The sequence below is a fragment of the Mycobacterium sp. genome (assembly GCF_035623875.1).
GTDB lineage: Bacteria > Actinomycetota > Actinomycetes > Mycobacteriales > Mycobacteriaceae > Mycobacterium.
The window spans coordinates 1-21,769 of record NZ_DASPSP010000184.1; the positions used below are offsets into that span (position 1 = coordinate 1).

Here is a 21,769-nt window from a genome sequence, read left to right on the forward strand (position 1 = left end):
CCCGCAGAACACCGCGCCGTCGCTGATGCGGTCGCAGGTGGCATCCAGCACGGCACCGAAGCGGCTGCCGCCACCGCTTTCCCGCGCCATGGCCCCGTCGACCAGGTCGAACATCACGAAAAACCAGATCACCAAGGTGCCAGCGAATAGCCGACCGGTCGGAAACAGCGTCAACGCGGCCAGCACCGCGGCAGCGGTGGCGATGATCGTGACGCCGTCGGCCGTGAAGCCGGCATGCAGGAACGCCCGGGCCACCGGTGCGGTGACTCGTGCGACCCCCTCACGGGACAACAGCTTGCTCACGACTGCTTTTCCCACTCGGTGGCCAGCAGACGACGGGTGTCGCGCAGCAACTGCGGGATGACCTTGGAGTCGCCGATAATTGTGATGAAGTTAGCGTCGCCACCCCAGCGCGGCACCACGTGCACATGCAGATGTTCGGCCAGTGAGCCGCCCGCCGATTCGCCCAGGTTCAGGCCGACATTGAAGCCGTGCGGCCGGGACACGCTCTTGATGACGCGAATCGCCTTCTGCGTGAACGCCATCAGCTCGGCGGTCTCTTTGTCGGTGAGATCTTCCAGCTCGGATACCCGCCGATACGGCACCACCATCAAATGTCCCGGGTTATACGGGTAGAGGTTGAGCAAGGCGTAGACGAGTTCGCCGCGGGCGACCACCAGACCCTCCTCGTCAGACAATTGCGGGATGTCGGTGAACAGCTGCGACGGCGAGGAGTTGTCGCGCCGCAGCGGGGCCTCGGCGAGGTAGCTCATTCGGTAGGGCGTCCACAGCCGCTGCAGGTGGTCGGATTCTCCGACCCCTCTGTCGATGATCGATTCGTCATCAGCCACGGCTGGTCACCTTGACTAAATCAGCTGTAGGCGTTGAATTTTCACGATCGGCAATCCATTGCGCAATAGCAGCCACCGCTTCGCCGCGAGGTACCCCGTTGATCTGGGTGCGGTCGCCGAACCGGAAGCTGACCGCGCCGGCCTCGACGTCGCGGTCGCCGGCCAGCAGCATGAACGGCACTTTTTGGTTGGTGTGATGAACGATTTTCTTGGCCATGCGATCGTCGCTGGAATCCACTTCGACTCGCACTCCGTGCGATTTCAGCTGCGCAGCAACGTCTTCCAGGTATGCCGCATGCTCGTCGGCGACGGGGATGCCGACCACCTGCACCGGCGCCAGCCAGGCCGGGAATGCCCCGGCGTAGTGCTCGGTGAGGATGCCGAAGAACCGCTCGATCGACCCGAACAGCGCGCGGTGGATCAGCACCGGCCGCTGCCGGGTTCCGTCGGCGGCGGTGTATTCCAGCTCGAAACGCTCCGGGAAGTTGAAATCGACCTGAATGGTCGACATCTGCCAGCTGCGGCCCAGCGCGTCGCGGGCCTGCACGGAGATCTTCGGACCGTAAAAGGCTGCGCCGCCGGGATCGGGTAGCAGTTCCAGACCCGATTCCGCCGCCACTTCGGCGAGCGAGTTGGTGGCTTCCTGCCACATCTCGTCGGAGCCGACGAACTTCTCCGGGTCCCTGGTGGACAGCTCCAGATAGAAGTTCTCCAATCCGTAGTCGGCCAGCAGGTCGAGGACGAACCGTAGCAGCGAAGCCAGTTCGTCGTGGAGCTGCTCGCGGGTGCAGAAGATGTGCGAATCGTCCATGGTGAACCCGCGCGCCCGCGTCAACCCATGCACCACACCGGATTTCTCATAGCGGTAGACGGTGCCGAACTCGAAGAGCCGCAACGGCAGCTCGCGATACGACCGTCCCCGCGACCGGAAGATCAGCGTGTGCATCGGGCAGTTCATCGGTTTGAGGTAGTAGTCCTGCCCCGGCTTGCGCACGGTTCCGTCGTCGTTGAGCTCGGCATCGAGGTGCATCGGCGGGAACATGCCGTCGGCGTACCAGTCCAAGTGGCCCGACGTGTGGAACAGTTGCGCCTTGGTGATGTGCGGGGTGCTGACGAATTCGTAGCCGGCCTCGATGTGCTTGCGCCGCGAATACTCCTCCAGCTCCCTGCGGACGATGCCGCCCTTGGGATGGAAAACCGGTAGGCCCGAACCGATTTCGTCGGGGAAGCTGAACAAGTCCAGCTCGGCGCCCAACTTGCGGTGGTCGCGGCGCTGGGCTTCCTCCAGCAACTGCAGATGGCGGTCGAGCGCCTCCTGCGACTCCCAGGCAGTGCCGTAGATGCGCTGCAGGCTGGCGTTGTTCTGATCGCCGCGCCAATAGGCGGCCGAACTTCGGGTCAGCTTGAACGCCGGGATGTGCTTGGTGGTCGGGATGTGCGGCCCACGACACAAGTCGCCCCAAACCCGTTCCCGGGTACGGGGATTGAGATTATCGTAAGCAGTGAGCTCGTCGCCGCCGACCTCCATGACATCGGGGTCGCCGGACTTGTCGTCGACGAGTTCGAGCTTGTAGGGCTCGTTGGCCAACTCCTCGCGCGCCTGGTCCTTGGACTCGTAGACGCGCCGGTCGAACAGCTGCCCGTCCTTGACGATCTGGCGCATCCGCTTTTCCAGCTTCGCCAAATCCTCCGGCGTGAACGGCTCTGCCACGTCGAAGTCGTAGTAGAAGCCGTCGGTGATCGGCGGCCCGATCCCGAGCTTGGCGTGGGGGAATAGGTCTTGCACGGCCTGGGCCAACACATGCGCGGTCGAGTGCCGGATGACGCTGCGTCCCTCGTCGGTGTTGGCCGCTACCGGCGTGACCACGGCATCCTGTGCGGGAACCCAGCTCAAGTCGCGCAGCTTGCCGTCGGCGTCCCGCACCACCACGACCGCATCGGGAGCACCGCGGCCGGGCAGACCCGCGTCGCGCACCGCGGCGGCCGCGGTCGTCCCGGCAGGCACCCGGATCGGGGCTGCTGGGGCCGGGTGTGCGAGGGCGGTCATCGACGCGGTCTCCATGGCTTTCGGGTGTTCAAACGGACCCGACCATGCTATCGGGATGGCTTGCCGTCGCCGGTTCCAGCCTTAGGGCTGGCCGGGTCTGAGTAGCACGAACAGCGCCTCGCTGTCGGTCAGCACCGTGTCGCCGTCGCTCAACTGGCCAGAGACGAAGATCTTGCGTCCCTCCACCCGGTCGACCCCCGCGTCGATCTGCAGCTCCTTTTCGATCGGGACGATCTGGCGGTAATTGATATGCAGATATCCGGTGCGCTGGCGGGGACCGCCGGTGATCACTGCGGACGTCATACCCAAGATGGAATCGAACAACAGCCCTAACGCACCACCATGCACGGCCCCGTTGCGTCCCAAGTGAAACCGTCGAAACCGCACCCAGCCTTCGATTCTGCCGCCATCCGTTCTGCGCACCTTCATCGGCACCGGCAGGATGTTGCCGCGGTTCGGCAGATCCATCCGGCGGCCCGACGGCGTTGTCCACTCGTCGACGTCAAACGGGCTGAGCAGATCGGACACCTTCTCGATCAGGTCGGCGGCCTCGCTGATCACCCCGTCGGGCGCGTCGACCGCCCGGGCGTGATCCTGTAGCGCACGCACTGCCTCGATGAACCGGCCATAGTCGGGCCCACCCCTGGTCGTCGGTTCGGGCGGGTTGAATCCGCCGCCCGGGTGTCGCGCATGTTCGCCGGCCACCAGAACACCGTATTCGGTGCGACGTCAGTGCTTGGCGTCACCTCGAGATCGACGGCAGAGCGACTTTTTCGCCCTGCGTCGATCTCGGGGTTGCCGCCCCGCCGCGCCTAGCTGTTCTGTTCGGCGCCTGCCGCGGCCAGCGTCTCGAATTCCTCGTCGGTGAGCGTGATCTCCGCTGCGGCGACGTTCTGCTCTAGGTGGGCAACGCTGGACGTGCCGGGAATCGGCAGCATTACCGGGGATCGCTTCAACAGCCAGGCCAATGCTAACTGGGAGGGCGTCGCGTGGTGACCGGCCGCGACTTTCTGCAGCGGCCCGTCCGGGGCGGCCAGCGGTCCAGCGGCCAGCGGGAACCACGGGATGAAGGCGATGCCCTGGCTGGCCGCGGCGTCCAGGAGCGGTTCGGCGGTGCGGGCAGCCAGGTTGTACAGGTTCTGCACCGACACGATCGGCGTGATCTGCTGGGCGGCGGTGAGCTGATCGACGTTGACCTCGGACAGGCCGATATGGCGGATCTTGCCTTCTTTCTGCAGCGCGACGAGTTCGCCGACCTGGTCGGCCAGCGGGAAGTTGGCGTCGACGCGGTGCAGCTGAAACAGGTCGATGGTCTCGACGCCGAGGCGCCGCAGGCTCATTTCGCATTCCTGACGCAAGTAACTGGGATTGCCCAGCGGAATCCACACATCCGGCCCGGTCCGCAACAGCCCGGCTTTGGTCGCGATGACCAGGCCGTCATAGGGATGCAGCGCCTCGTGGATGATGTCCTCACAAATGTAGGGACCGTATGAGTCCGCAGTGTCAATGAAGTTGACGCCGAGCTCCACGGCGCGGCGCAACACCCGGACGGCTTCACCACGGTCGGCCGGGGGGCCCCAGACGCCCTTGCCGGTCAGGCGCATTGCGCCGAAACCGAGCCGGTTAACCGTCAGCTCGCCGCCGAGGATCAAGGTTCCGGAAGCTTGGGCTGAAGGTTGCGCGGTGTTGGCGGTCACCCCTTCGACCGTACGCCCCGCCGACCTGCCCACACCGGCGTGGCAAGCTAAGGCGGGTGGACTTGTACACGATCGCTCAGCTGCCCCTGACCTACCCGGAGGTGGGCGCGACTGCCGGCCCGATGCCCCCGGGGTACAAACACATCGGTTTCACGGCCCACATCGGCATGGGTCAACTTCGCTTCGAACAGGCCGCCGACGCGGTCATGCATTGGGGCATGCAGCGTGGCGCTGGCCTCGGGGTCCAGGCCAGTAGCGACGTCGTCGAAGTCGGCACAGTGGTGGTGGTCAAAATCGGGTTCCTCAAAGCACCCTGCCGGGTCGTATACGTCGTGGACGAACCTCACGTGCGGGGATTCGCCTATGGCACCCTGCCCGGCCATCCCGAGTCGGGTGAGGAGCGGTTCGTGGTGCGCCTCGATCCGGTCACTGCCGCGGTCCACGCCGAGGTTTGCGCGTTCTCCCGGCCGGCGACGTGGTGGAGCAAAGCAGGCGGCCCGGTGACGTCACTGGCGCAGCGAATAATGAACAAACGCTACGTGCGCGCGGTGTGACGGCCTCTGGTTCGCGACACGTAAACCTTTGCGACGACACACGGGTGCGCGTGGCAGAGGTTTAAGTCTCGGCGAACATGTCGGTCCCTCATGGCACGGTCCGAGCATGGGTGATGTGTTCGTAGGTAGCGAGGCCGTCTTACAGGGCAAGCTGAGCCCGTATCAGCTCCGAACTGGATTCCGCTCGATCTGCCCCAACGTCTACCTGTCGGACTACTCAGTGCCATCACTTCGACAACGCTCGGAAGCGGCGTGGCTGTGGTCGGGCCGTCGCGGTGTATTGGCCGGCCTCGCCGCCGCAGCCTTGCATGGCTCAAATTGGATCGACAACCATGAGCCAATCGAGTTGATCTGGCGAAACCCTCATCCCCCGGCCGGCGTAATCACCCGGAACCAACGGCTCGACGGTGACGAGATCACTCATGTCGCTCGGTTGCCAGTCACGACCCCGGCCCGCACTGCCTACGACCTGGCTCGGCGGCTGCCGCGAGGCGAGGCGGTGGCGCGACTCGACGCGCTGATGCACGCCACCCCGTTTTCGGTCGAGGACGTGCTGCTGCTCGCCAAGCGTTATCCGGCCGCCCGTGGCCTGCGAAGGCTGCGGGCGGCGTTGCCGCTTGTCGACGGTGGGGCTGCATCACCCAAAGAGACCTGGCTACGACTGTTGATAACTGACGCTGGGATTCCTGTGCCCACCACGCAGATACCGGTGCACGAGAATTGGCGGCTGGTCGGCGTGCTGGATTTGGGCTGGGAAAAATACCAGGTCGCCGTCGAGTACGACGGCGATCATCACCGCAGCGATCGCCGCCAGTACGTCCGGGACCAGCGCCGCCTTCGCAAACTGAAGGCCATGGGCTGGATCATCATTCGGGTGATCGCCGAAGATACGCCTGAGGATGTAATCCGGCGGGTTCGCGAAGCACTCGCTGCACGGGGCTACCGCGACACTTAAACCGTTGCGACCACACGCCGGTGCAGATCGCAGTGGCTTAAGTCTCGCCGACGAAATACGGCTAGCCCCACCCGCCAAGCAGTTTTTCCGCGCCCGCGCAGAGCCGCTCGATCACCTGGCCTACCGGTGCGACGCCGGTGACCATCCCGACACCCTGGCCCGCATCCACCGGGGCGGTCCTACGATCGTCGGCGGCGATCGCGGCGGCGAGTTCGTCTTCAGCGGCGGGATCGTCGGCCAGGGCGTCTTCGTGACCGCTCCAGCGCGCGACGAAGTCGTTGCGCAGCACACGCGACGGGAATCGCTTCGACCACGGCAGCCCACGAACGATGTCGAACACCCGGGTGCTGGTGGTGTCGGTCTCGCGGGCCGCGACCAATGCACGGCGGGAAGCATCGGTCGTCAGCGCCTCCGGAGAGGCCGACAGCACGGTGCCTAACCAGGCGCCGCTGGCGCCGGCGGCCAGCACGGCTGCGAGGCTTCGCGGAGAGGCGATTCCTCCGGCCGCCAACACCGGCACCGATACGGCGTCCAAGACCGCGTCGAGCAGCGGCAGCGTGCCAATCGTCGCATCCCCGTGACCACCACCTTCGGAGCCGCGGGCCACCAGCAGATCGATCCCGGCATCCTGCGCTCGCTGGGCTTCGTGGCTGTTGTAAACCTGTGTGGCGGCGGCGATTCCGGCATCATGGGTGCGATCGACCCAGGACAAGTCAGTTCCGAAACTGACCGAGACAAGCACAGGTTGCGCGGCCAGCGCGGTGTCGAACAACTCCGGCTCCTTGCGGATCACCCAGTCCACCAGGCCAATTCCAAATGTTCCACGCACGTGCGGCAACTCGGCGTACAGCGACGACGTCGACCCGGCACTGCCCATGCCGACCATGCCGAGTCCACCGGCAGCGGTCACCGCGGCAGCAAGTCGTCCGCCGGCAACGCCTCCCATGGGGGCATTGAGGATTGGCACCCGCAGGCCCATGCTCCGGGACCACGGCGTCGACAGCATCTGGCTACGCCGAGGGAAGGCTCTTGAAGACCGTCAGCAGGACCACCGAATCGTCGACGGCCTGTAGCGAATGCCGGTGCGGCGGAATTACAACGTAGTCGCCGGTCTTTCCGTCCCACCCATCCTCACCAGCGGTGAGGTGCACGTGTCCTTTCAGGACCTGCAGCGACGCCTGTCCGGGGCTGTCGTGTTCGGAGAGCTCATGCCCGGCCAGCAACGCCATCACGGTCTGCCGCAGTTCGTGGGTGTGCCCGCCATGCAATGTGTGTGCGGCCCGCCCGCTGTGTGCCTGCCGTGCCTCGGCCAGCTTTTCGTCGGCCAGGCTGGTCAGCGAAATCGATTCCATCAATGCGTCCTTCGGTCAGGGTTGCCTCAACTGGATAGTAGAAGAATCCCGCCCGCGGCCAACGCCAGCGCCTTGATCGCCTCCAGACAAATGTAGACGTAATGGCTCCGCGAGCGCGGCGCATCCAGGCCGGCCAGCACCTGGTCCGAACGGCGATTCAACCGCGGCCGTACCGCCCCGATCTGCAGGGCCAACGCGCCGAACGCAACCGCCAACGCCGCTGCCGCGCCGGCCGACGGCGGGCTTGCCACAGTGGTGACGAGAACGACGACGGCCAGCACCACCTCGACAGTGTTGAGCGCGCGAAAGACCAGACGACCGATGCCGAGGCCGATCTGGAGGGTGACGTTCGGAGCGCGGAACTTCAGCGGCGCTTCGAGAAACGAGATGGCCAGCACCATGCCCAGCCAGACGAAGACAACGGCGATTGCTACCGCGTGCGCCAGGCTCACGTCGCCGCGACTCGTCGGGAAAGTTGCGCCAGACACAGATCTGGCTCGACGAACGCCTCAAGTCGATCGACAGTGACCGGCGCCTCCCAGCTTTCCAGCGCTCCCTGCATGACCCCCAGGTGGATCGGGCAGATAACGGCCTTCTGGCTTTCGACCAGTTCCAGAAACGGGCAGTGCCGCAACCCCACCTGCTCGTCCCCGCGACGCGCAGGGGAAAAGCCGAGCTCGTCGAGTAGATCAACCAAGTGCTCGATCGATTCCTCGGCGTCGGGCGCCTCCGCGGTGCTCCGAGGAGGCGCCGCCCTCAATACCCTGAGTGCGTCGCCGCGGCGACCGAGGGCCTGCTTTGCTGATCTGACGACGACGCTCATTCTCCTGAACATTCTGCTCGGCAGGCCGACGATCAGTTGCGTTTCGCCTAAAACGGGCGCATCTGCCCCGGCAAGTCCGAACCGACCATGCCGGCACCTACGGCTGGGAGTATCCCGAGATCGGCGCATTGCTGTGGGCTGCCGAAACGTTCGCGGCGACAGTTCACCGCTGGCCCGGACAGGTTACGATACCTGACCGTGGACCAAAAGCGGGAGACCCTGCCGCTGATACCGACTGTGCGGCAGGCGGTCTGATGACCCGAATTCGGCAACGCGGTTCGCGGGAGAGACTGCCATCGGCGACTCGCGCAGACGATGTCGTGCAGGGACACTGGCTGTTGGCGCGACTGGGCAAACGGGTACTGCGCCCGGGCGGTGTCGAGCTGACCCGGACCCTGCTGGCCCGCGCCGGTGTGGCCGATGCCGACGTACTCGAACTGGCTCCGGGTTTGGGCCGCACTGCGACCGAAATCGTTGCCCGCCAACCGCGTTCGTATGTCGGCGCCGAGCAAGATCCCGCTGCGGCCAGGTCGGTCCGTCGCATCGTCGGCGGACACGGGGACGTCCGAGTCACCGATGCTGCCAATACCGGAATGCCCGACGCCAGCACCGACGTCGTTATCGGCGAGGCGATGCTGACCATGCAAGGCGATACTGCCAAGCACGCTATCGTCGCCGAAGCCTCGCGAGTGCTGCGGCCGGGCGGCCGCTATGCCATCCATGAACTCGCGCTGACGCCGGACGCGACCTCCGACGCGGTCAAGACAGACGTCCGGCAGTCCCTCGCCCGTGCGATCAAAGTCAACGCCCGTCCGTTGACCGTCGCCGAGTGGAAACAACTGCTGACCGACCACGGGCTGGTCATCGACCATGTCGCGACCGCCCCGATGGCGCTGTTAGAACCGCGACGGCTGGTCGCCGACGAAGGGCTGCTGGGAACGCTCCGGTTCGCCAAGAACCTGCTCATCCACCGCGACGCCCGTCGGCGGGTAATCCATATGCGCCGCACCTTCCGCCGGCACCGCGAACGGCTGACGGCCGTCGCGATCGTCGCGAGCAAACCCTGCAACGACACCGACTGAAAGCCTCCGGGGTTCAGCGCCGCTCGTTCAGAGCGCCCGCAATGCTTTCCAGCATTTCGGAGTGTCTCAAGAACGGCGTGATGATGTCGACGGGTAATGGGAACACCACCGTTGAGTTCTGGTCCGCGCCCAGCTCCAGAAGTGTTTGCAGGTAGCGCAACTGCAGCGACGCCGGGTTCTTCGAGAGTGTCTCGGCCGCCTCGCGCAGCTCCTCGGAGGCCTGCAGTTCACCTCGTGCATTGATGACTTTGGCGCGCCGTTCCCGTTCTGCCTCGGCCTCGCGAGCCATCGCCCGTTGCATCGACTCCGGGATCTCGACATCTTTGATCTCTACGACACGGACCTCGACACCCCACGGCTCGGTCTGCTTCTCAATGATGCCGCGCAGATCGGTGTTGAGGTCTTCCCGATGGGCCAACAGGGTATCCAGATCGGCGCGGCCGAGCAGTGAGCGGAGTGTGGTCTGCGCGATTTGCGAGGTGGCCACCGCGTAGTTCTCCACTGCCAGAATCGCTTTCAGTGGATCCACGACCTGGAACATCACCACAGCGTTTACCCGCGCTGGCACATTGTCACGGGTGATCACTTCCTGTGGAGGGATGGTCAACGTGACCACACGTTGATCCACGCGGATCATATGGTCCGCCAATGGAATCAGGAACCGCAACCCGGGTCGGTATAGCTGGCGAACATGTCCCATCCGGAACACCACCCCACGCTCGTATTCGCGCAGCACGGTCAGCGACACCAACGCCAGCGCGGCCAGCACCACGATGATGCCGACCGCAACAACGATCACTCCTCCGCTCACTGGGAGCCCTCCTTATCCGTCCAGCCGCCACCCCATCGGGTGGAGTACCGGTCGATCGCGGCAGCCACCTGATCTTCTAGGGCCGATCGGTGCGGCAGATGGTCAGGTGCGTTCGACGGCGTATTCCATAGATGCCGCGCCAGCGGCAGTCCCGCGATCACAACCAGTAGGGCGGCCCCGACCAATACCACTGCATCAGCGACAGTGTGTTGCCCAATCAGCATCGCCAGGGGCATCACCACTCCGAGCGCCGCCACCGAGCAGGCGATGCCGCGGTGGAATCGGCCCGCATCCGAATACGGCCATGGATCGACCTCGCGGCTGACCTCCCGGCCCTGATCCGACGTCGTGCAATTCGACTTGACCGGGCAGCTATTGCATACAACGGGGGACGCCCGGTACCGCATCACTCGGTGCTGCGGATCGAACGACGTTGGCCACAGCCAGTGATCCTGTGGACACACCCACGCGTCGTGGTCCGGGTGATAGACGAAACCGCCCGTGCGCCACCTCGCCGCCCGTCGCGACACCCGACGTGCCATCTCGTCGAAACACCAGGCGATGGCCACCAGCACCAGCGCGTACCCGGCAACCAACCACACTGACGCAGCTGGCGGTGTCACGTCAGTCCTTCGCCGTGGCAGGGGAAGCAGTGTCTGTGTAGAGCGCACGCTCGGGCAGTTCCTCGGCCACCGAGCCGCCGCGGAAGTTGCGCAGCGCCGTCCACGCGATCCAGATGAACGGCAGCACACCTCCGATGATGAGGATCAAATCCCCCGGCAGCCGCAGCCATTCGATCAGCGAGTTACCGGGCCGGGTGATGTAGCCCAGCGACCGCGCCTCGTAGTAACCGTCGCTGACCGAGTGGAAGAGCTGCAGAATCCCTAGCGGCAGCAGGGTGGCAAACACCATCCAGGCCAGACCGATGTTCATGCCCCAGAACGAAATTCGCGCCAGCTTTTCCGGCCACTTGTCGGGCGGGATTATGTAGCGGAACGCGAACATCGCCAGCCCGACGGCCAGCATGCCGTACACGCCAAACATCGCCGCATGCCCGTGGTTGGCTGTCAGAGCCGTGCCGATCTGGTAGTAGGACACCACCGGCAGGTTGATCAAGAACCCAAAAATGCCCGCGCCCACGAAGTTCCAGAATCCGACCGCGACCAGGAACATCACCGCCCAGCGGTGTGGGAACGGCTTAGCGTCACCGGACTGCTGACGCGAGCCCAGTTGCAAGAACGCCCACGCCTCCACCGTCAGGAATGTCAGCGGAATAACCTCGGCGGCCGAGAAGAACGCCCCCAGCGCCATGTGCTCCACCGGGGTTCCGGAGAAATACAGGTGGTGCATGGTGCCGATCACGCCGCCGGCGGAATACAAGATGATGTCGAGGAAGATCACGCCCAGCGCAATGCGCTCCCGCACCACGCCCAGCAGCACAAAAATGTAGGCGACCATCACCGTGGTGAACAGTTCGAGGAAGTCCTCCACCCACAGGTGCACCACCCAGAACCGCCAGAAATCGGCGACGGTGTAGTGGGTGCCGCTGCTGGCCAGCAGGCCGATCGAATAGAACACCGGGATCGCCAGCCCGGCGAAGAAGAACAGCCACGGCATGTTCATTTTCGGCTCGACCTTGAGCCGGCTCCGCATGCCGCGCCAGATGATCGCGATCCACAAGAACATGCCGACGATCAGCAGGATCTGCCACAGCCGCGGCAAGTCGAGGTACTCCCACTGCTGGGAGAACAGGCCACCGGCGGGAATCACCCCGTAGATCGACAGTGCCTCGGTGATTAGCGAACCGAACACCACCACCGCGACCGCGCCCAGCAGCCCGTAAACCAGCCAGCTTTGTCGCTTCGGCTCGCGGCGGGCGATGAACGGCACTAAGAAGATGCCGCCGGCCAGAAATGCCGCCGCGGTCCAGAACAGCGCCAGTTGCACATGCCAAGTGCGAGCCAGGTTATAGGGCAGTACCCGGGCCAAGTCCAGGCCGAAGAAATTCGATAGATCGGCCCGGTAGTGCTCGGCAGCGGCACCTACCAGCGTCTGCGCCAAGAACAGCACCGACACGATCGCGAAGAACCAGATCGTGGCCCGCTGGGCAGGTGTCAGGCTTACCTCGCCGGGTTGGCGGAAGGACAAGGTGGACGCCTCCGCGCTGTGCCAGCCCACCCGCTGGCTCCACCGCCCGTAGACGGCGAACATGATCCCGATACCGCCGAGCAGGGCAACCAGCGACAGCGCCGACCACACGATCACCGGCGCCGTGGGACCGTTGTCGACCCGCGGCTCGGACGGCCAGTTGTTGGTGTAGCTGTACTTATGACCGGGCCGTTCGGCCGCAGCCGCCCACGCTGTCCACGCGAAAAACCCTGTCAAGTCACGGATTTCGGCATTGTCGGTGATCATGCGCGGTCGCAGCCCGTACTTGGTGGAATTCTCGCCGAAGTATGCGGCATACTGCCGCTGGATATCGGCAAATGCGCGGGCTTGTTTGTCGGTGAACACCAGCGTCTTGGTTTCCGGGTTGTAGCGATTGGTCCGGAACTCTGCGACCACTGCGTCGCGCGGATCGGCCATCCCAAGCCCGCGCCATTGAGCGGCGACGTCTTCGGTCGCCTTGCGCAGGTAATCCGCGGTGTAGTCCGGCCCGAGATAGGCGCCGTGGCCGAGCACCGACCCGTACTCCATCAGTCCGCGCGCCTGGTAGAGCTCCTGACCGCGAGTTATGTCGGCGCCGGTGAACAGCACCTCGCTCGATTCGCTGACCACCTTGTCGGGCAATGGCATTGACGCGGTGTAGGCGCGGTAGACCAGGATGCCCATCACCAGGAAGCCGAAGATCATCACCAGGGCCACACCCTGGACCCAACCCTTGCCGATCAGCGGTGCCGATGTCGAAGTGTCGGAGCGCGGAGACGGTGCTGCCTCGGTCGCCATAAGGACCGCTCCCTTCAATCGGTTGATCGCCGGTATTTAACTCCCTGCAACGGCGCGACACACCGAATACGCACCTAATTGAGGACCAATGGCTCTATTTGGGATCAACGTTGCTGAGCAGCGGCTCAGTGCTTCTCGGCCTCTTCGAGGACACTCTCGGCGATGCGGAAAGCGGCATTGGCATCCGGCACACCGCGGTAAACAGCAGTCTGCAGCAGGACTTCTTTGATCTCGTCCCGCGATAACCCGTTGCGCAGTGCGGCTCGAATGTGCAACGCGAGTTCCTCATCACGGCCACGAGCAACCAGCGCCGTGAGCGTGATCATCGAACGACTGCGCCGGTCCAGGCCGGGACGTGCCCAGATTGTGCCCCAGGCGAATTCGGTGATGAACGCCTGGAAGTCCCGGGTGAAGTCGTGGTCCGCGCACCAGCCTGCTCGACGTAGCTGTCCCCAAGCACTTCCCGATGCACGGCCAAGCCTCGGTCATAACTCGCGTTCATTGCCCGCCTCTCCCCCGCAAGCGGATGGTACCCCCACCCCGGTCATAACGTGTGTCGCTCATCTGGCTCCCAATCTCCTCAGCTTCGCCAACACGTCGGCGATCCGGTCGGGCTGCTCAGCCGGCGCGAGATGAGCGGCCTGTGCCACCTCGACGAACCGTCCGCGGGTCACGTTGCTGGCGATGTACCGCAACGAATCCGGCGGCGTGGCAATATCGTTGGCGCCCGCGACAGCGACGATCGGGGTGTCGATTTCGCCGAGGCGATGACGGGCGTCGAACTCGGCGAGCGCCTCACAGGTGCGCGCATAGCCGTCGTCGTCGACCCGGCGCAGGGTGTCCACCAGTACCTGGGCTGAGGTGGGATCGCGCTCGAAGAAGCCGGGGGCGAACCACCGGCGAATCGACAGGGCCACGACTTCACCTGTTCCGGCACTGCGAACGACTTGGGCCCGCGACTGCCAGTCGTCCGGGTCGCCGATGCGCGCCCCCGTGCAGATCAGCGCCGCCGACACGATGCGCTCAGGATGCCCGAGCAGCAGCTGCAGCCCGACGGCCCCGGCCACTGAGACGCCGGCATAGGTGAACGGCCGTCCGCCGATCTTGTCTTCCACGACTTCGATGACGCTGGCGGCGAGGTCGTCGATGGTGAAGGCGTCCCTCGGTCGCGGGCTGGCTCCGTGGCCGGGCAAGTCCCAGCCAATGACGTGATAGATGCCGGCCAGACGCCGTGCCACACCAGACCACAAGGCCGCGACGGACGTGCCCAACGACGGGCCGACCACCAGCGGCGGCAGATCCGGTGACCCGCCCAGATGCGAGCCGCGAATTCGGAGGGCGCTCAAGGACGTTCCTTGACTATCGTTTGGCACTGTCCAGGCTCTCGTCGATTAGCGCGTTGACCACACCGAAGTAGTTGTCGGACTGAGCTGTGCCGACCAGCTCAGCGATCACTCGTTGCTCGCCAAGTATATCGGTGCTGTCCAGATTCTTTTCCATCTGCGCCGGATGGACCTGTAGACCGGCGAGCAGTTCACTGCCTGCCGCGCCTTTTTCTGCATGACAGAAAAGCTACCTGCGATACGGTACGAACGGGAGCCTCATCACCGCGACAAAATCCGCGACGCCGCAGCGCTGGTGAAGGTCGGCAAGACCATCTCGCTGACCATGCCCTACGACGAGCACGGCCCGCAGACCGGCTACCTCGGCAGAGCCAATCCCCGTCTCCACCAACTCACGTCGGGACCGGGATACCTTGTCGGCGCGCAACAACGCGTGGAAACGGAGACCCTGGCCCACCGGCGCGAATCCACCGGACAACCCACCGCCGGCTACTGCGACGACGTCCTGGTCATGCCCACCCAATCCGGCACGCAATGGGACGCACTATGCCACTTCTTCTGGCGCGGCCGGATGTACAACGGGCATTCGGCCGGTGACGCCGGAACAGCGGGCAGCCGCAGCAACGGCGTACAGACCTACACCGGCAAGATCGTCACCCGCGGGGTGTTCGTCGACCTGGCCGAATACCGCGGCGTGAACACCCTCGAGCCCGGTTACCCCATCAGCACCGACGACCTGGACGAGTACCTGGGTGCCAAAAACCTGGAAATCCGGCCCGGCGACGCGCTGATCGTCCGCACCGGGTTCATGGCCGCACGACGCGGGAAGTGCGGAGACTACGCTGGCGGCCCATCACCGGGACTGTCCCTGCACACCGCTCCATGGATCCGTGACAAAGACATTGCCGCCATCGCCACCGACACCTGGGGAATTGAGTTGCTGCCCAACGAGATCGATGTCTGGCAGCCACTGCACGTGGTCAGCCTCGCCCACACCGGACTAGCTTTCGGCGAGATGTTCGACCTCGACGCGCTCTCCGCCGACAGCAGAGCCGACGGGATCTACGAGTTCATGTTCTCAGCATCACCCCTACCCCTGACCGGCGCATCCGGCAGTCCCGTTTCCGCGCTTGCAATCAAGTGACCACCGACAAACAGTTGGAAAGAGCAGCCCCGACCGAGACGTTGACGGCAACACCCTGCGAACGGGTCGGGCATTCTTAACCCATGACGGTGGATGCCCTGTTGCAGTCGATCCCCCCGCTCACTGTGTACGTCGTGGTCGGCCTAGTTGTCGGGATTGAGAGCCTGGGCATACCGCTCCCGGGTGAGGTCGTCCTTGTCAGCGCCGCACTGTTGTCGTCGCGGCATGAGCTGGCGGTCAATCCGATCGGCGTCGGTACTGCCGCGGTGATCGGGGCGGTGATCGGCGACTCGACCGGTTACGCCATCGGCCGCCGGCTCGGCCTGCCACTGTTCGACCGGTTGGGTCGGCGCTTCCCGAACCACTTCGGCCCCGGACACGTCGCGTTTGCCGAGCGACTCTTCGACCGCTGGGGCGCGCGAGCAGTGTTCTTGGGCCGTTTCATCGCGTTGCTGCGGATCTTCGCCGGTCCGCTGGCCGGGGCGCTAAAGATGCGCTACGCAAGGTTTTTGGTCGCCAACGTGTCGGGTGCCGTGTGTTGGGCGGGCGGCACCACCGCGCTGGTCTACTACGCGGGTGTGGCCGCTGAACGCTGGCTGACCCGCTTCTCCTGGATTGCCTTGGTTTTCGCTGTCGTTTGCGGGGTAACCGCCGCAATCTTGCTGCGGGAGCGGGTATCCCGCGCTATCGCCGAACTCGCAGCCGAGCACTCCGGCGAAACCGGCCACACCACCGCCTGAAATTGGCGGTATTTACGGCGCTCGTCGAAGCCGCCTGGGCGTGACTTAGCACGTATTTCGTCCCGTTTTCCTATACCAGACAAAACCGGCGGTGGAAAATCCGTGCAGCCGTGTTTTGGAACTTCTCCATAAAAGCGGAGTGGCTGCCTATACGCGCCACTCCGCTACCGTCGTCGGTCGCGCGGCCGCGCCGCCACGCCTATCCGAAATACCCTGATGCAGGCTATCTTTGATGACGATGGCACCTGATCATCTCGATACCGACCGCGGCGTTGACTATGCCCGGTGAACTGCCATCCTGCCGAAGTGGAGTTTGCTAACCCGCCCGCGTCGCGTCGGCTGTCCGCGCCGGCCTCACCGAATTCTTAGGCGGCGTTCGATGGACAGACCTATTGGGCTTCTGTTATAAAATTGATATCTGCTAATCGACGTCGGTCTTCAGCTATGCAGGGCGGGCATCCATATCGCGACGCGCAGCGTCCGCCGATTAGGAGGATCATATGGGCAGTTTTGCCATCGCAGAGCCATCCTTTAATCACCTCATGCTGAGCAGTCGCCTGATCTCCGAACTGGCGCAAGCCAGGAGCACGCTACGGATGACCACCGAGCGCATCGGCCTCGCAGTGATCGTCAGTGCCGGTGGTGAACTGGACGCCTCTAACGAAGCCACTTGGCGACGCCTGCTCAGCGAGGCAAGCGCTGCGGCAGGCCCGCCGGGACCGCTTGTGGTCGACACCAGCGGCCTGGACTTCATGGGGTGCTGCGCCTACGCCGCGCTGGCCGCGGAGGCGGAGCACTGCCGCCAGCGTGGCGTCCAGCTGCGACTCGTCAGCAACCAACCGGTCGTCGCCCGGGTCGTCGCCGCTTGCGGCCTGAGCCAACTGCTGTCGGTTGACGAAAGCATCGACGCTGCGCTGTCGGTGTACGACCCGGTCGATTGGTAAATCCGCCGACGCTTAGATGCGTTGAGCCAGAAGCATCTTACCGGGGACAGCTGATTCAGCGGGTCCGGCCCTGCCGCCATAGCCTTTCAGGAGGACTTCTCCCGGGCCGGTCACCTCGGGCCCGCCGCCGTAGACCCGGTCGACGTCGGTGGCGATCAGGCACACGCTGCGGGCATTCCGAGCACCTGCTGGTTCATGCCATCCACCTACGCGATCATGCCGCTGAATGCCGACGTGAGGCACGACTTGTAACAGCGCAAGCTGCCGCCGCGAAGTAGTTCTTAATAGTGGGACGGCGGCCCGCGATGCACTGCTCCGGCCGAAATCCGCCACCACCATGGTTAGCTGGCGCAGGACTTGGAGGAGTATTGGACATCGTCCTCGGGGTATCGATGTCCCCTGCAACGATCCGCATGGTGCTGGTCGAAGGGGAAAACGCTGATGGCGTCACCGTCGATGAGGACCAGTTCGATCTCGACGACGCCAACGACCCGGCAATGCTGAGCACACCCGACCAGGTGATCGCCGCCATCCTTGGTACCCGCGAAGGAGCCAGCCAGGGCGGCCACCAGTTGACGTCAACCGGAGTGACTTGGACCGACCCCGGCGATGCCGCCGCGCTCGCGACCGCGCTGGCCGCCCGCAAGGTTGAGAACGTGATGCTGGTGTCGGCGTTTTTGGCTGCCGCCGCGCTGGCCCAAACCGTAGGCCACGCAATCGGTTACGAGTACATTGCAATGTTGTTTGTCGAACCGGACACCGCTACGCTGGCTGTCGTCGACTCGGCTGACGGTTCAATCACCGATGTGCAACGCCGTCCACTGCGTAGCGCGAACCCGGTGCCCGAGCTGGCCGCGATGATCGCCGATCACAGCGCGCCGGACAGCTATGCAGAGGGTCTGTTCATCGTTGGCTGCGACGTGGATATCGCGCCGATCAAGCCGGCGCTGGAGGCGGCGTCATACCTTCCGGTCAGTGCCCCTGAGGAGCCGGATATGGCGCTGGCCCGCGGGGCAGCGCTGGCGTCAGCCAATGCGCCTCTGTTCGCATCCTCCACCGCCGCTTTGGCATACGCGCAAGATCCGGGCACGGGCGAAGTGGACCCGTATGCCGTCTCGCCCGGTTACCTCGAGGTGCCCGCTTGTCGGGCCGGTGCTGAGCTCCGCGAGGAAGATCTCGCCTACAGTGCTGCGCCCGACCAGGACGCCGACGCGCAAACCGGCATCGTGGACATCGCCGGGCCCCCCGCGGAGGGTGACTTCGACACCAGCCAGCGGCGTCGACCGCTGATGTTGGTCGGCAGCGCCTTGGCGGTTGTCGTTGTCAGCGCGGCGTTGGCGCTGGAGATTGCGCTGGCACTAGGTATCCGGCCGGCGGTCGCGTTGCGGCCCACTCCCGGCCAAGCTCTCATCGCACCGGTCCAGGCGGCGCCATCACCACCGGCGGCGCAGCTCCTTCCGGCGCCGCACCCGCTGGTCGTTCATGCGGCACCGCCGCCAGTGCACCTGCCCGCTCCGGTGCCGATCGCACCACCTGCGCCGGTGCCCGTCCCGATTCCCGCCGCACCCGTCCCGGTGCCCGTCCCGCTGCCGATGCACGCGGGGATTCCGGCGCCACCTGTCCGCGTCCCGCTTGGTCAGCCTCGGATGAATCTGGGGATTCCCAGGCCGCCGCTGATGCAGGCGCCGAGCATGCCGCCGATGCGCGAGGCGGGCCCGCAGATGCGTACGCCATTCCCGCCATTCGGTGGGCAGACTTCCCAGCCGCCAATGAATTTCCCTGGGTCCGAGGGTCCCAGGTTCCCTATGACGCCTGGCCGCGAGGGTCCCCGGTTTCCCATGATGCCCGGCCCCGAGGGCCCTCGATTCCCAGGCATGCCTGGTCCGATGATGCCGCGGATGCCCGGTCCAATGTTCCCTCGGATGCCTGGTCCCATGATGCCCGGACTCCCCCATTTCAACTTTCCGGGTCGGTCATTCCGGTTCTGAGACAGTCGAATTCGATCTGATCTACCGGGGAAGGCCGAAGAGCTGGACCACCCCGTGATCGCGGCCGGCGGTGTAGCCACCGTCGACAGCAATGGCCTGGCCGCTAATGAAGGACGCGTCGAGAGATACCAGGAAAGCTGCCGTGGCGGCGATCTCCTCCGGCAGGCCCATCCGTTGCAGCGCGTGCTCCTCGGTGATCGAAGCCTTCGGGCCCTCCATCCCCGGCAAGCCGAATACGCTTCCGGTCATCGGTGTTTCGATGAAGCCGGGGCAAATGGCGTTTGCCCGGATACCGCTCGGGCCGTAGTCGAGCGCGATGTTCTTGGTGAGTAGCACCACGCCGCCCTTGGAGGCGTTGTAGGCGCTGCCGCCGGCGGTGCCTTCCAGTCCCTCGATGCTTGCCAGCGTGACGATGGAGCCCCGCTCGCCGTGGACCCGAGGCTGTTCGATCATTCTGGCCAGGGCCGCCTTCGCGACCAGAAACGTGCCGGTGAGGTTGATCGTGATCACCCGTTCCCATTCGGCGCGGTCCAGCAGATGGACCGGGCCGCCGCCGGCAACGCCTGCGGCATGGACCACGCCGTCGAGTCGATCGGGCACCACGGCCAGCACGGCAGCGATCGCGGCTTCGTCGGTCACGTCGGCCGTCACGAACCGGAAGCCCGGGCCGAGGTCGGGTGGAGCGGTCAGGTCGGCGCCCACGACGCTGCCGCCTTCGGCCAGCAGGCGCTCGGCGGTGGCCAGCCCGATGCCAGACGCTGCACCCGTTACGACGAACGTGCGAGAACGGGCGCGATCAGCGCTCACCATGGCGGGTCCTCTCGAATTCGGTTGCCGCGCAGTCAGAGTCCGAATTGGTCGTCGATGATGCCGAGCCAGATCTGTGCGACGTCCATTGCCACCTTCTCGCTGATGAACGCGTGCTGGGTACCGGTGTAGATGTCACGGAACGCGCGCTCGAGTCGGCTGCCCTCGCGGATCGCGGTGGTCCCGGCCGCCAGATGCGCCCACTCCGCGCAGGCTCGTGCCGTGTCGGTGGCATACACCGCCGCCACCCGCATGTCGGCTCGCAGCCTGGGCGTCAGGTCGTTGCCCGCGTGAACCGCTGCCTCCGCCGCCGAGAAGGCGTCGATCACCAGCAGGCGAGCCGCCCGCCAGGCGGCGACGTGGTGGGCCAGTCCCTTTTGGAAGGTGGGACGGCTGGCCAGCGTCGCCATATCGCTCATCCGCACTTTGGTGGCCGCGAGTTCCTCGACATCGTCGAGCATGCTCTTGGCCACCCCCAGCGCAAACGACGCGTGCCCGGCGGCGGTGATGGGCATCAGGCCCATGCGGCTGGCCGCCGAGGTCCCCCGGAACGGCTCACGGGTGAACAGCGGCATGGTTCGGTACTCCGGTACGAACACGTCCGCGACGTTGTAGTCGTAGGAGCCGGTGCCTTTGAGTCCCTGGACATACCATCCGTCGGTGAAGGTGACCTCCTCGCGAGGCAGAAATGCGACCCGCATTTCGGGAATGCCCTCGCTGGCCCAACGCATCTCACCGTTGTCCATCGGGAAAAAGCCGGCGCCGATATAGGCCGAGTGTCCGGTGCCGGAGCCGAAATTCCACGCACCGCTCAACTGGTAGCCGCCTTCGACGACTGTCCCCTGCCCGTTGGGGAAGTACTGACCGCCGATGGTGATGCGGTTGTCGTTGCGGGTAAAGATCTCGGCGAAACCCTCATCGGGCAGATATGTCGCCGCGGCGAAGGTCGAGGGCAGGTTGGCAATGCCGATCCAGCCGAAAGACCCGTCCTGCCAAGCCATTTCGATCCACGTCTCGATCATCTCGTGGAACGATGGTTCGACACCGCCGGCCGCAACCGGATTGAACGAGGACATCAGACCGCTGGCCCACATCTCCTCGACGATCGGCGCCGAGAGCGTCCGCAAACGCTCGGATTCCGCAGCCTCAGCACGGACCAGGTCGCGCATCCCACGAGCCCGATCCACCACCCGATCACGCACTCCGGTCATGCCGTCATCCTTTCGGTCCGCTGCTCTGCTTCATCGAAGACCGCGACCGGCTGGCGTCACTGATCAGTTGGCGGAACAATTGGCGGATTACGTGGCGGCCATACCTTTACCTGTGCTTTGGCCTCCGCCTTGGCCTTGGCCTTGGCTTTTTTCCTCGCCTCAAAGGTGTCATCGTCATCGTCTTCGTCGTCTTCGGGGTTGTCGTCCGTTTCGAAGATGACCTCGTACCACCGCTTATTGGGCTGCACCCGCGCTTCGACGTCACCGGTGGGAGTCGCGCGCCTCACCTGGACGTTCTCCAAGCGCGGATCACGTCGGCAGATGAAAGCTTCGAGCGCCTCCACCAACGGCATACCAGTGAGATTGATGTCTGCGAGCGCCCTGCCCTGGTACATAGCCACGCCGCACATCTTGCACCGGAATCGCGATGGACGCATCATTTTCCGGCGCTGGCATGTCTCGGCCTTATCGCTG

At 64.9% G+C, this 21,769-nt stretch carries 23 protein-coding genes and 2 pseudogenes; 7 read left to right on the top strand and 18 right to left on the bottom strand.

The features are described 5' to 3' along the window. From VEI45_RS15235 to VEI45_RS15255, 5 genes are all read right to left on the bottom strand, one after another. Nucleotides 1–303: CDP-alcohol phosphatidyltransferase family protein (locus VEI45_RS15235; RefSeq protein ID WP_324854602.1), on the bottom strand; the 303-nt coding region annotated here is incomplete at its 3' end. Next, nucleotides 300–851 carry an HIT domain-containing protein gene (locus VEI45_RS15240; RefSeq protein WP_324854604.1) on the bottom strand — a complete coding sequence of 184 codons (552 nt, stop codon included), beginning with the start codon at nt 849–851 and terminating at the stop codon, nt 300–302. The genes VEI45_RS15235 and VEI45_RS15240, both read right to left, overlap by 4 nt. Further along, the gene (thrS, locus tag VEI45_RS15245) at nt 844–2,898 is read right to left on the bottom strand and encodes a threonine--tRNA ligase (protein WP_324854606.1); all 2,055 of its coding nucleotides are present in this window, start codon (nt 2,896–2,898) and stop codon (nt 844–846) included. The genes VEI45_RS15240 and thrS overlap by 8 nt, the downstream gene beginning before the upstream one ends. A gap of 81 nt (nt 2,899–2,979) precedes the next feature. Next, nucleotides 2,980–3,606 (bottom strand): PaaI family thioesterase, encoded by a 627-nt coding sequence (locus tag VEI45_RS15250; protein ID WP_324854646.1) that lies wholly within the window; start codon nt 3,604–3,606, stop codon nt 2,980–2,982. Between the two features lie 104 nt (nt 3,607–3,710). Next, nucleotides 3,711–4,595, bottom strand: coding sequence for an aldo/keto reductase (locus VEI45_RS15255; RefSeq protein WP_324854608.1), 885 nt, complete (start codon nt 4,593–4,595; stop codon nt 3,711–3,713). Between the two features lie 56 nt (nt 4,596–4,651). On the opposite strand from VEI45_RS15255, the gene VEI45_RS15260 reads away from it, so the two are divergent. Together VEI45_RS15260 and VEI45_RS15265 are read left to right on the top strand one after the other, a co-directional pair. After that, nucleotides 4,652–5,149 (top strand): DUF1990 domain-containing protein, encoded by a 498-nt coding sequence (locus tag VEI45_RS15260; protein WP_324854610.1) that lies wholly within the window; start codon nt 4,652–4,654, stop codon nt 5,147–5,149. A 106-nt stretch (nt 5,150–5,255) separates the two neighbouring features. Beyond that, entirely contained in the window at nt 5,256–6,104 is an 849-nt protein-coding gene (locus VEI45_RS15265; protein WP_324854613.1) for a hypothetical protein, read from the top strand. 61 nt (nt 6,105–6,165) lie between these two features. Here the strand turns inward: VEI45_RS15265 and VEI45_RS15270 are convergent, their stop codons facing one another. The 4 genes and pseudogenes from VEI45_RS15270 to VEI45_RS15285 form a co-directional block, all read right to left on the bottom strand. After that, complete coding sequence (locus tag VEI45_RS15270) at nt 6,166–7,110, bottom strand: nitronate monooxygenase (protein ID WP_324854615.1); 945 nt, start codon at nt 7,108–7,110, stop codon at nt 6,166–6,168. 4 nt (nt 7,111–7,114) lie between these two features. After that, nucleotides 7,115–7,456, bottom strand: coding sequence for a cupin domain-containing protein (locus VEI45_RS15275; RefSeq protein WP_324854617.1), 342 nt, complete (start codon nt 7,454–7,456; stop codon nt 7,115–7,117). 26 nt (nt 7,457–7,482) lie between these two features. Then, the gene (locus VEI45_RS15280) at nt 7,483–7,908 is read right to left on the bottom strand and encodes a hypothetical protein (protein ID WP_324854619.1); all 426 of its coding nucleotides are present in this window, start codon (nt 7,906–7,908) and stop codon (nt 7,483–7,485) included. Next, nucleotides 7,905–8,261 (bottom strand): annotated as a pseudogene (locus VEI45_RS15285) (transcriptional regulator); the annotation flags it as partial. The pseudogene VEI45_RS15285 and the gene VEI45_RS15280, both read right to left, overlap by 4 nt. Nucleotides 8,262–8,533: 272 nt before the next feature. On the opposite strand from VEI45_RS15285, the gene VEI45_RS15290 reads away from it, so the two are divergent. Beyond that, on the top strand, nt 8,534–9,361 hold the full coding sequence (locus tag VEI45_RS15290) for a class I SAM-dependent methyltransferase (RefSeq protein WP_324854620.1): 828 nt from the start codon (nt 8,534–8,536) through the stop codon (nt 9,359–9,361). A 13-nt stretch (nt 9,362–9,374) separates the two neighbouring features. On the opposite strand, the gene VEI45_RS15295 is transcribed toward VEI45_RS15290, so the two are convergent. The 6 genes and pseudogenes from VEI45_RS15295 to VEI45_RS15320 all read right to left on the bottom strand — a co-directional run bounded on the left by VEI45_RS15295 (nt 9,375) and on the right by VEI45_RS15320 (nt 14,618). Then, the gene (locus VEI45_RS15295) at nt 9,375–10,172 is read right to left on the bottom strand and encodes a slipin family protein (RefSeq protein WP_324854622.1); all 798 of its coding nucleotides are present in this window, start codon (nt 10,170–10,172) and stop codon (nt 9,375–9,377) included. Then, the gene (locus VEI45_RS15300; RefSeq protein WP_324854624.1) at nt 10,169–10,795 is read right to left on the bottom strand and encodes a hypothetical protein; all 627 of its coding nucleotides are present in this window, start codon (nt 10,793–10,795) and stop codon (nt 10,169–10,171) included. The genes VEI45_RS15295 and VEI45_RS15300 overlap by 4 nt, the downstream gene beginning before the upstream one ends. Before the next feature lies 1 nt (nt 10,796). Further along, on the bottom strand, nt 10,797–13,118 hold the full coding sequence (locus VEI45_RS15305) for a nitric-oxide reductase large subunit (protein WP_324854626.1): 2,322 nt from the start codon (nt 13,116–13,118) through the stop codon (nt 10,797–10,799). A gap of 125 nt (nt 13,119–13,243) precedes the next feature. Continuing rightward, nucleotides 13,244–13,620, bottom strand: a pseudogene (gene pcaC, locus VEI45_RS15310) (4-carboxymuconolactone decarboxylase). Nucleotides 13,621–13,678: 58 nt separating this feature from the next. Next, entirely contained in the window at nt 13,679–14,464 is a 786-nt protein-coding gene (locus VEI45_RS15315) for an alpha/beta fold hydrolase (RefSeq protein WP_324854628.1), read from the bottom strand. Nucleotides 14,465–14,477: 13 nt separating this feature from the next. After that, a complete protein-coding gene (locus tag VEI45_RS15320; RefSeq protein ID WP_324854630.1) occupies nt 14,478–14,618 on the bottom strand; it encodes a hypothetical protein in 141 nt (46 codons plus the stop codon). Between the two features lie 60 nt (nt 14,619–14,678). Between VEI45_RS15320 and VEI45_RS15325 the strand changes: the two genes are divergently transcribed. From VEI45_RS15325 to VEI45_RS15345, 4 genes are all read left to right on the top strand, one after another. Continuing rightward, the gene (locus tag VEI45_RS15325; RefSeq protein WP_324854632.1) at nt 14,679–15,605 is read left to right on the top strand and encodes a cyclase family protein; all 927 of its coding nucleotides are present in this window, start codon (nt 14,679–14,681) and stop codon (nt 15,603–15,605) included. A gap of 83 nt (nt 15,606–15,688) precedes the next feature. Then, on the top strand, nt 15,689–16,345 hold the full coding sequence (locus tag VEI45_RS15330) for a DedA family protein (RefSeq protein WP_324854634.1): 657 nt from the start codon (nt 15,689–15,691) through the stop codon (nt 16,343–16,345). A gap of 542 nt (nt 16,346–16,887) precedes the next feature. Further along, nucleotides 16,888–17,289, top strand: a complete 402-nt coding sequence (locus VEI45_RS15335) for an anti-sigma factor antagonist (protein ID WP_324854636.1) — start codon at nt 16,888–16,890, stop codon at nt 17,287–17,289. Nucleotides 17,290–17,657: 368 nt separating this feature from the next. Continuing rightward, on the top strand, nt 17,658–19,277 hold the full coding sequence (locus VEI45_RS15345) for a DUF7159 family protein (RefSeq protein WP_422656387.1): 1,620 nt from the start codon (nt 17,658–17,660) through the stop codon (nt 19,275–19,277). A 21-nt stretch (nt 19,278–19,298) separates the two neighbouring features. On the opposite strand, the gene VEI45_RS15350 is transcribed toward VEI45_RS15345, so the two are convergent. The 3 genes from VEI45_RS15350 to VEI45_RS15360 are packed head-to-tail and all read right to left on the bottom strand — an operon-like array spanning nt 19,299 to nt 21,696. After that, nucleotides 19,299–20,087, bottom strand: coding sequence for an SDR family NAD(P)-dependent oxidoreductase (locus VEI45_RS15350; RefSeq protein ID WP_324854640.1), 789 nt, complete (start codon nt 20,085–20,087; stop codon nt 19,299–19,301). A gap of 32 nt (nt 20,088–20,119) precedes the next feature. Next, on the bottom strand, nt 20,120–21,295 hold the full coding sequence (locus tag VEI45_RS15355; RefSeq protein WP_324854642.1) for an acyl-CoA dehydrogenase family protein: 1,176 nt from the start codon (nt 21,293–21,295) through the stop codon (nt 20,120–20,122). Nucleotides 21,296–21,351: 56 nt separating this feature from the next. Next, the gene (locus VEI45_RS15360; RefSeq protein ID WP_324854644.1) at nt 21,352–21,696 is read right to left on the bottom strand and encodes a hypothetical protein; all 345 of its coding nucleotides are present in this window, start codon (nt 21,694–21,696) and stop codon (nt 21,352–21,354) included. Nucleotides 21,697–21,769 lie beyond the last annotated feature (73 nt).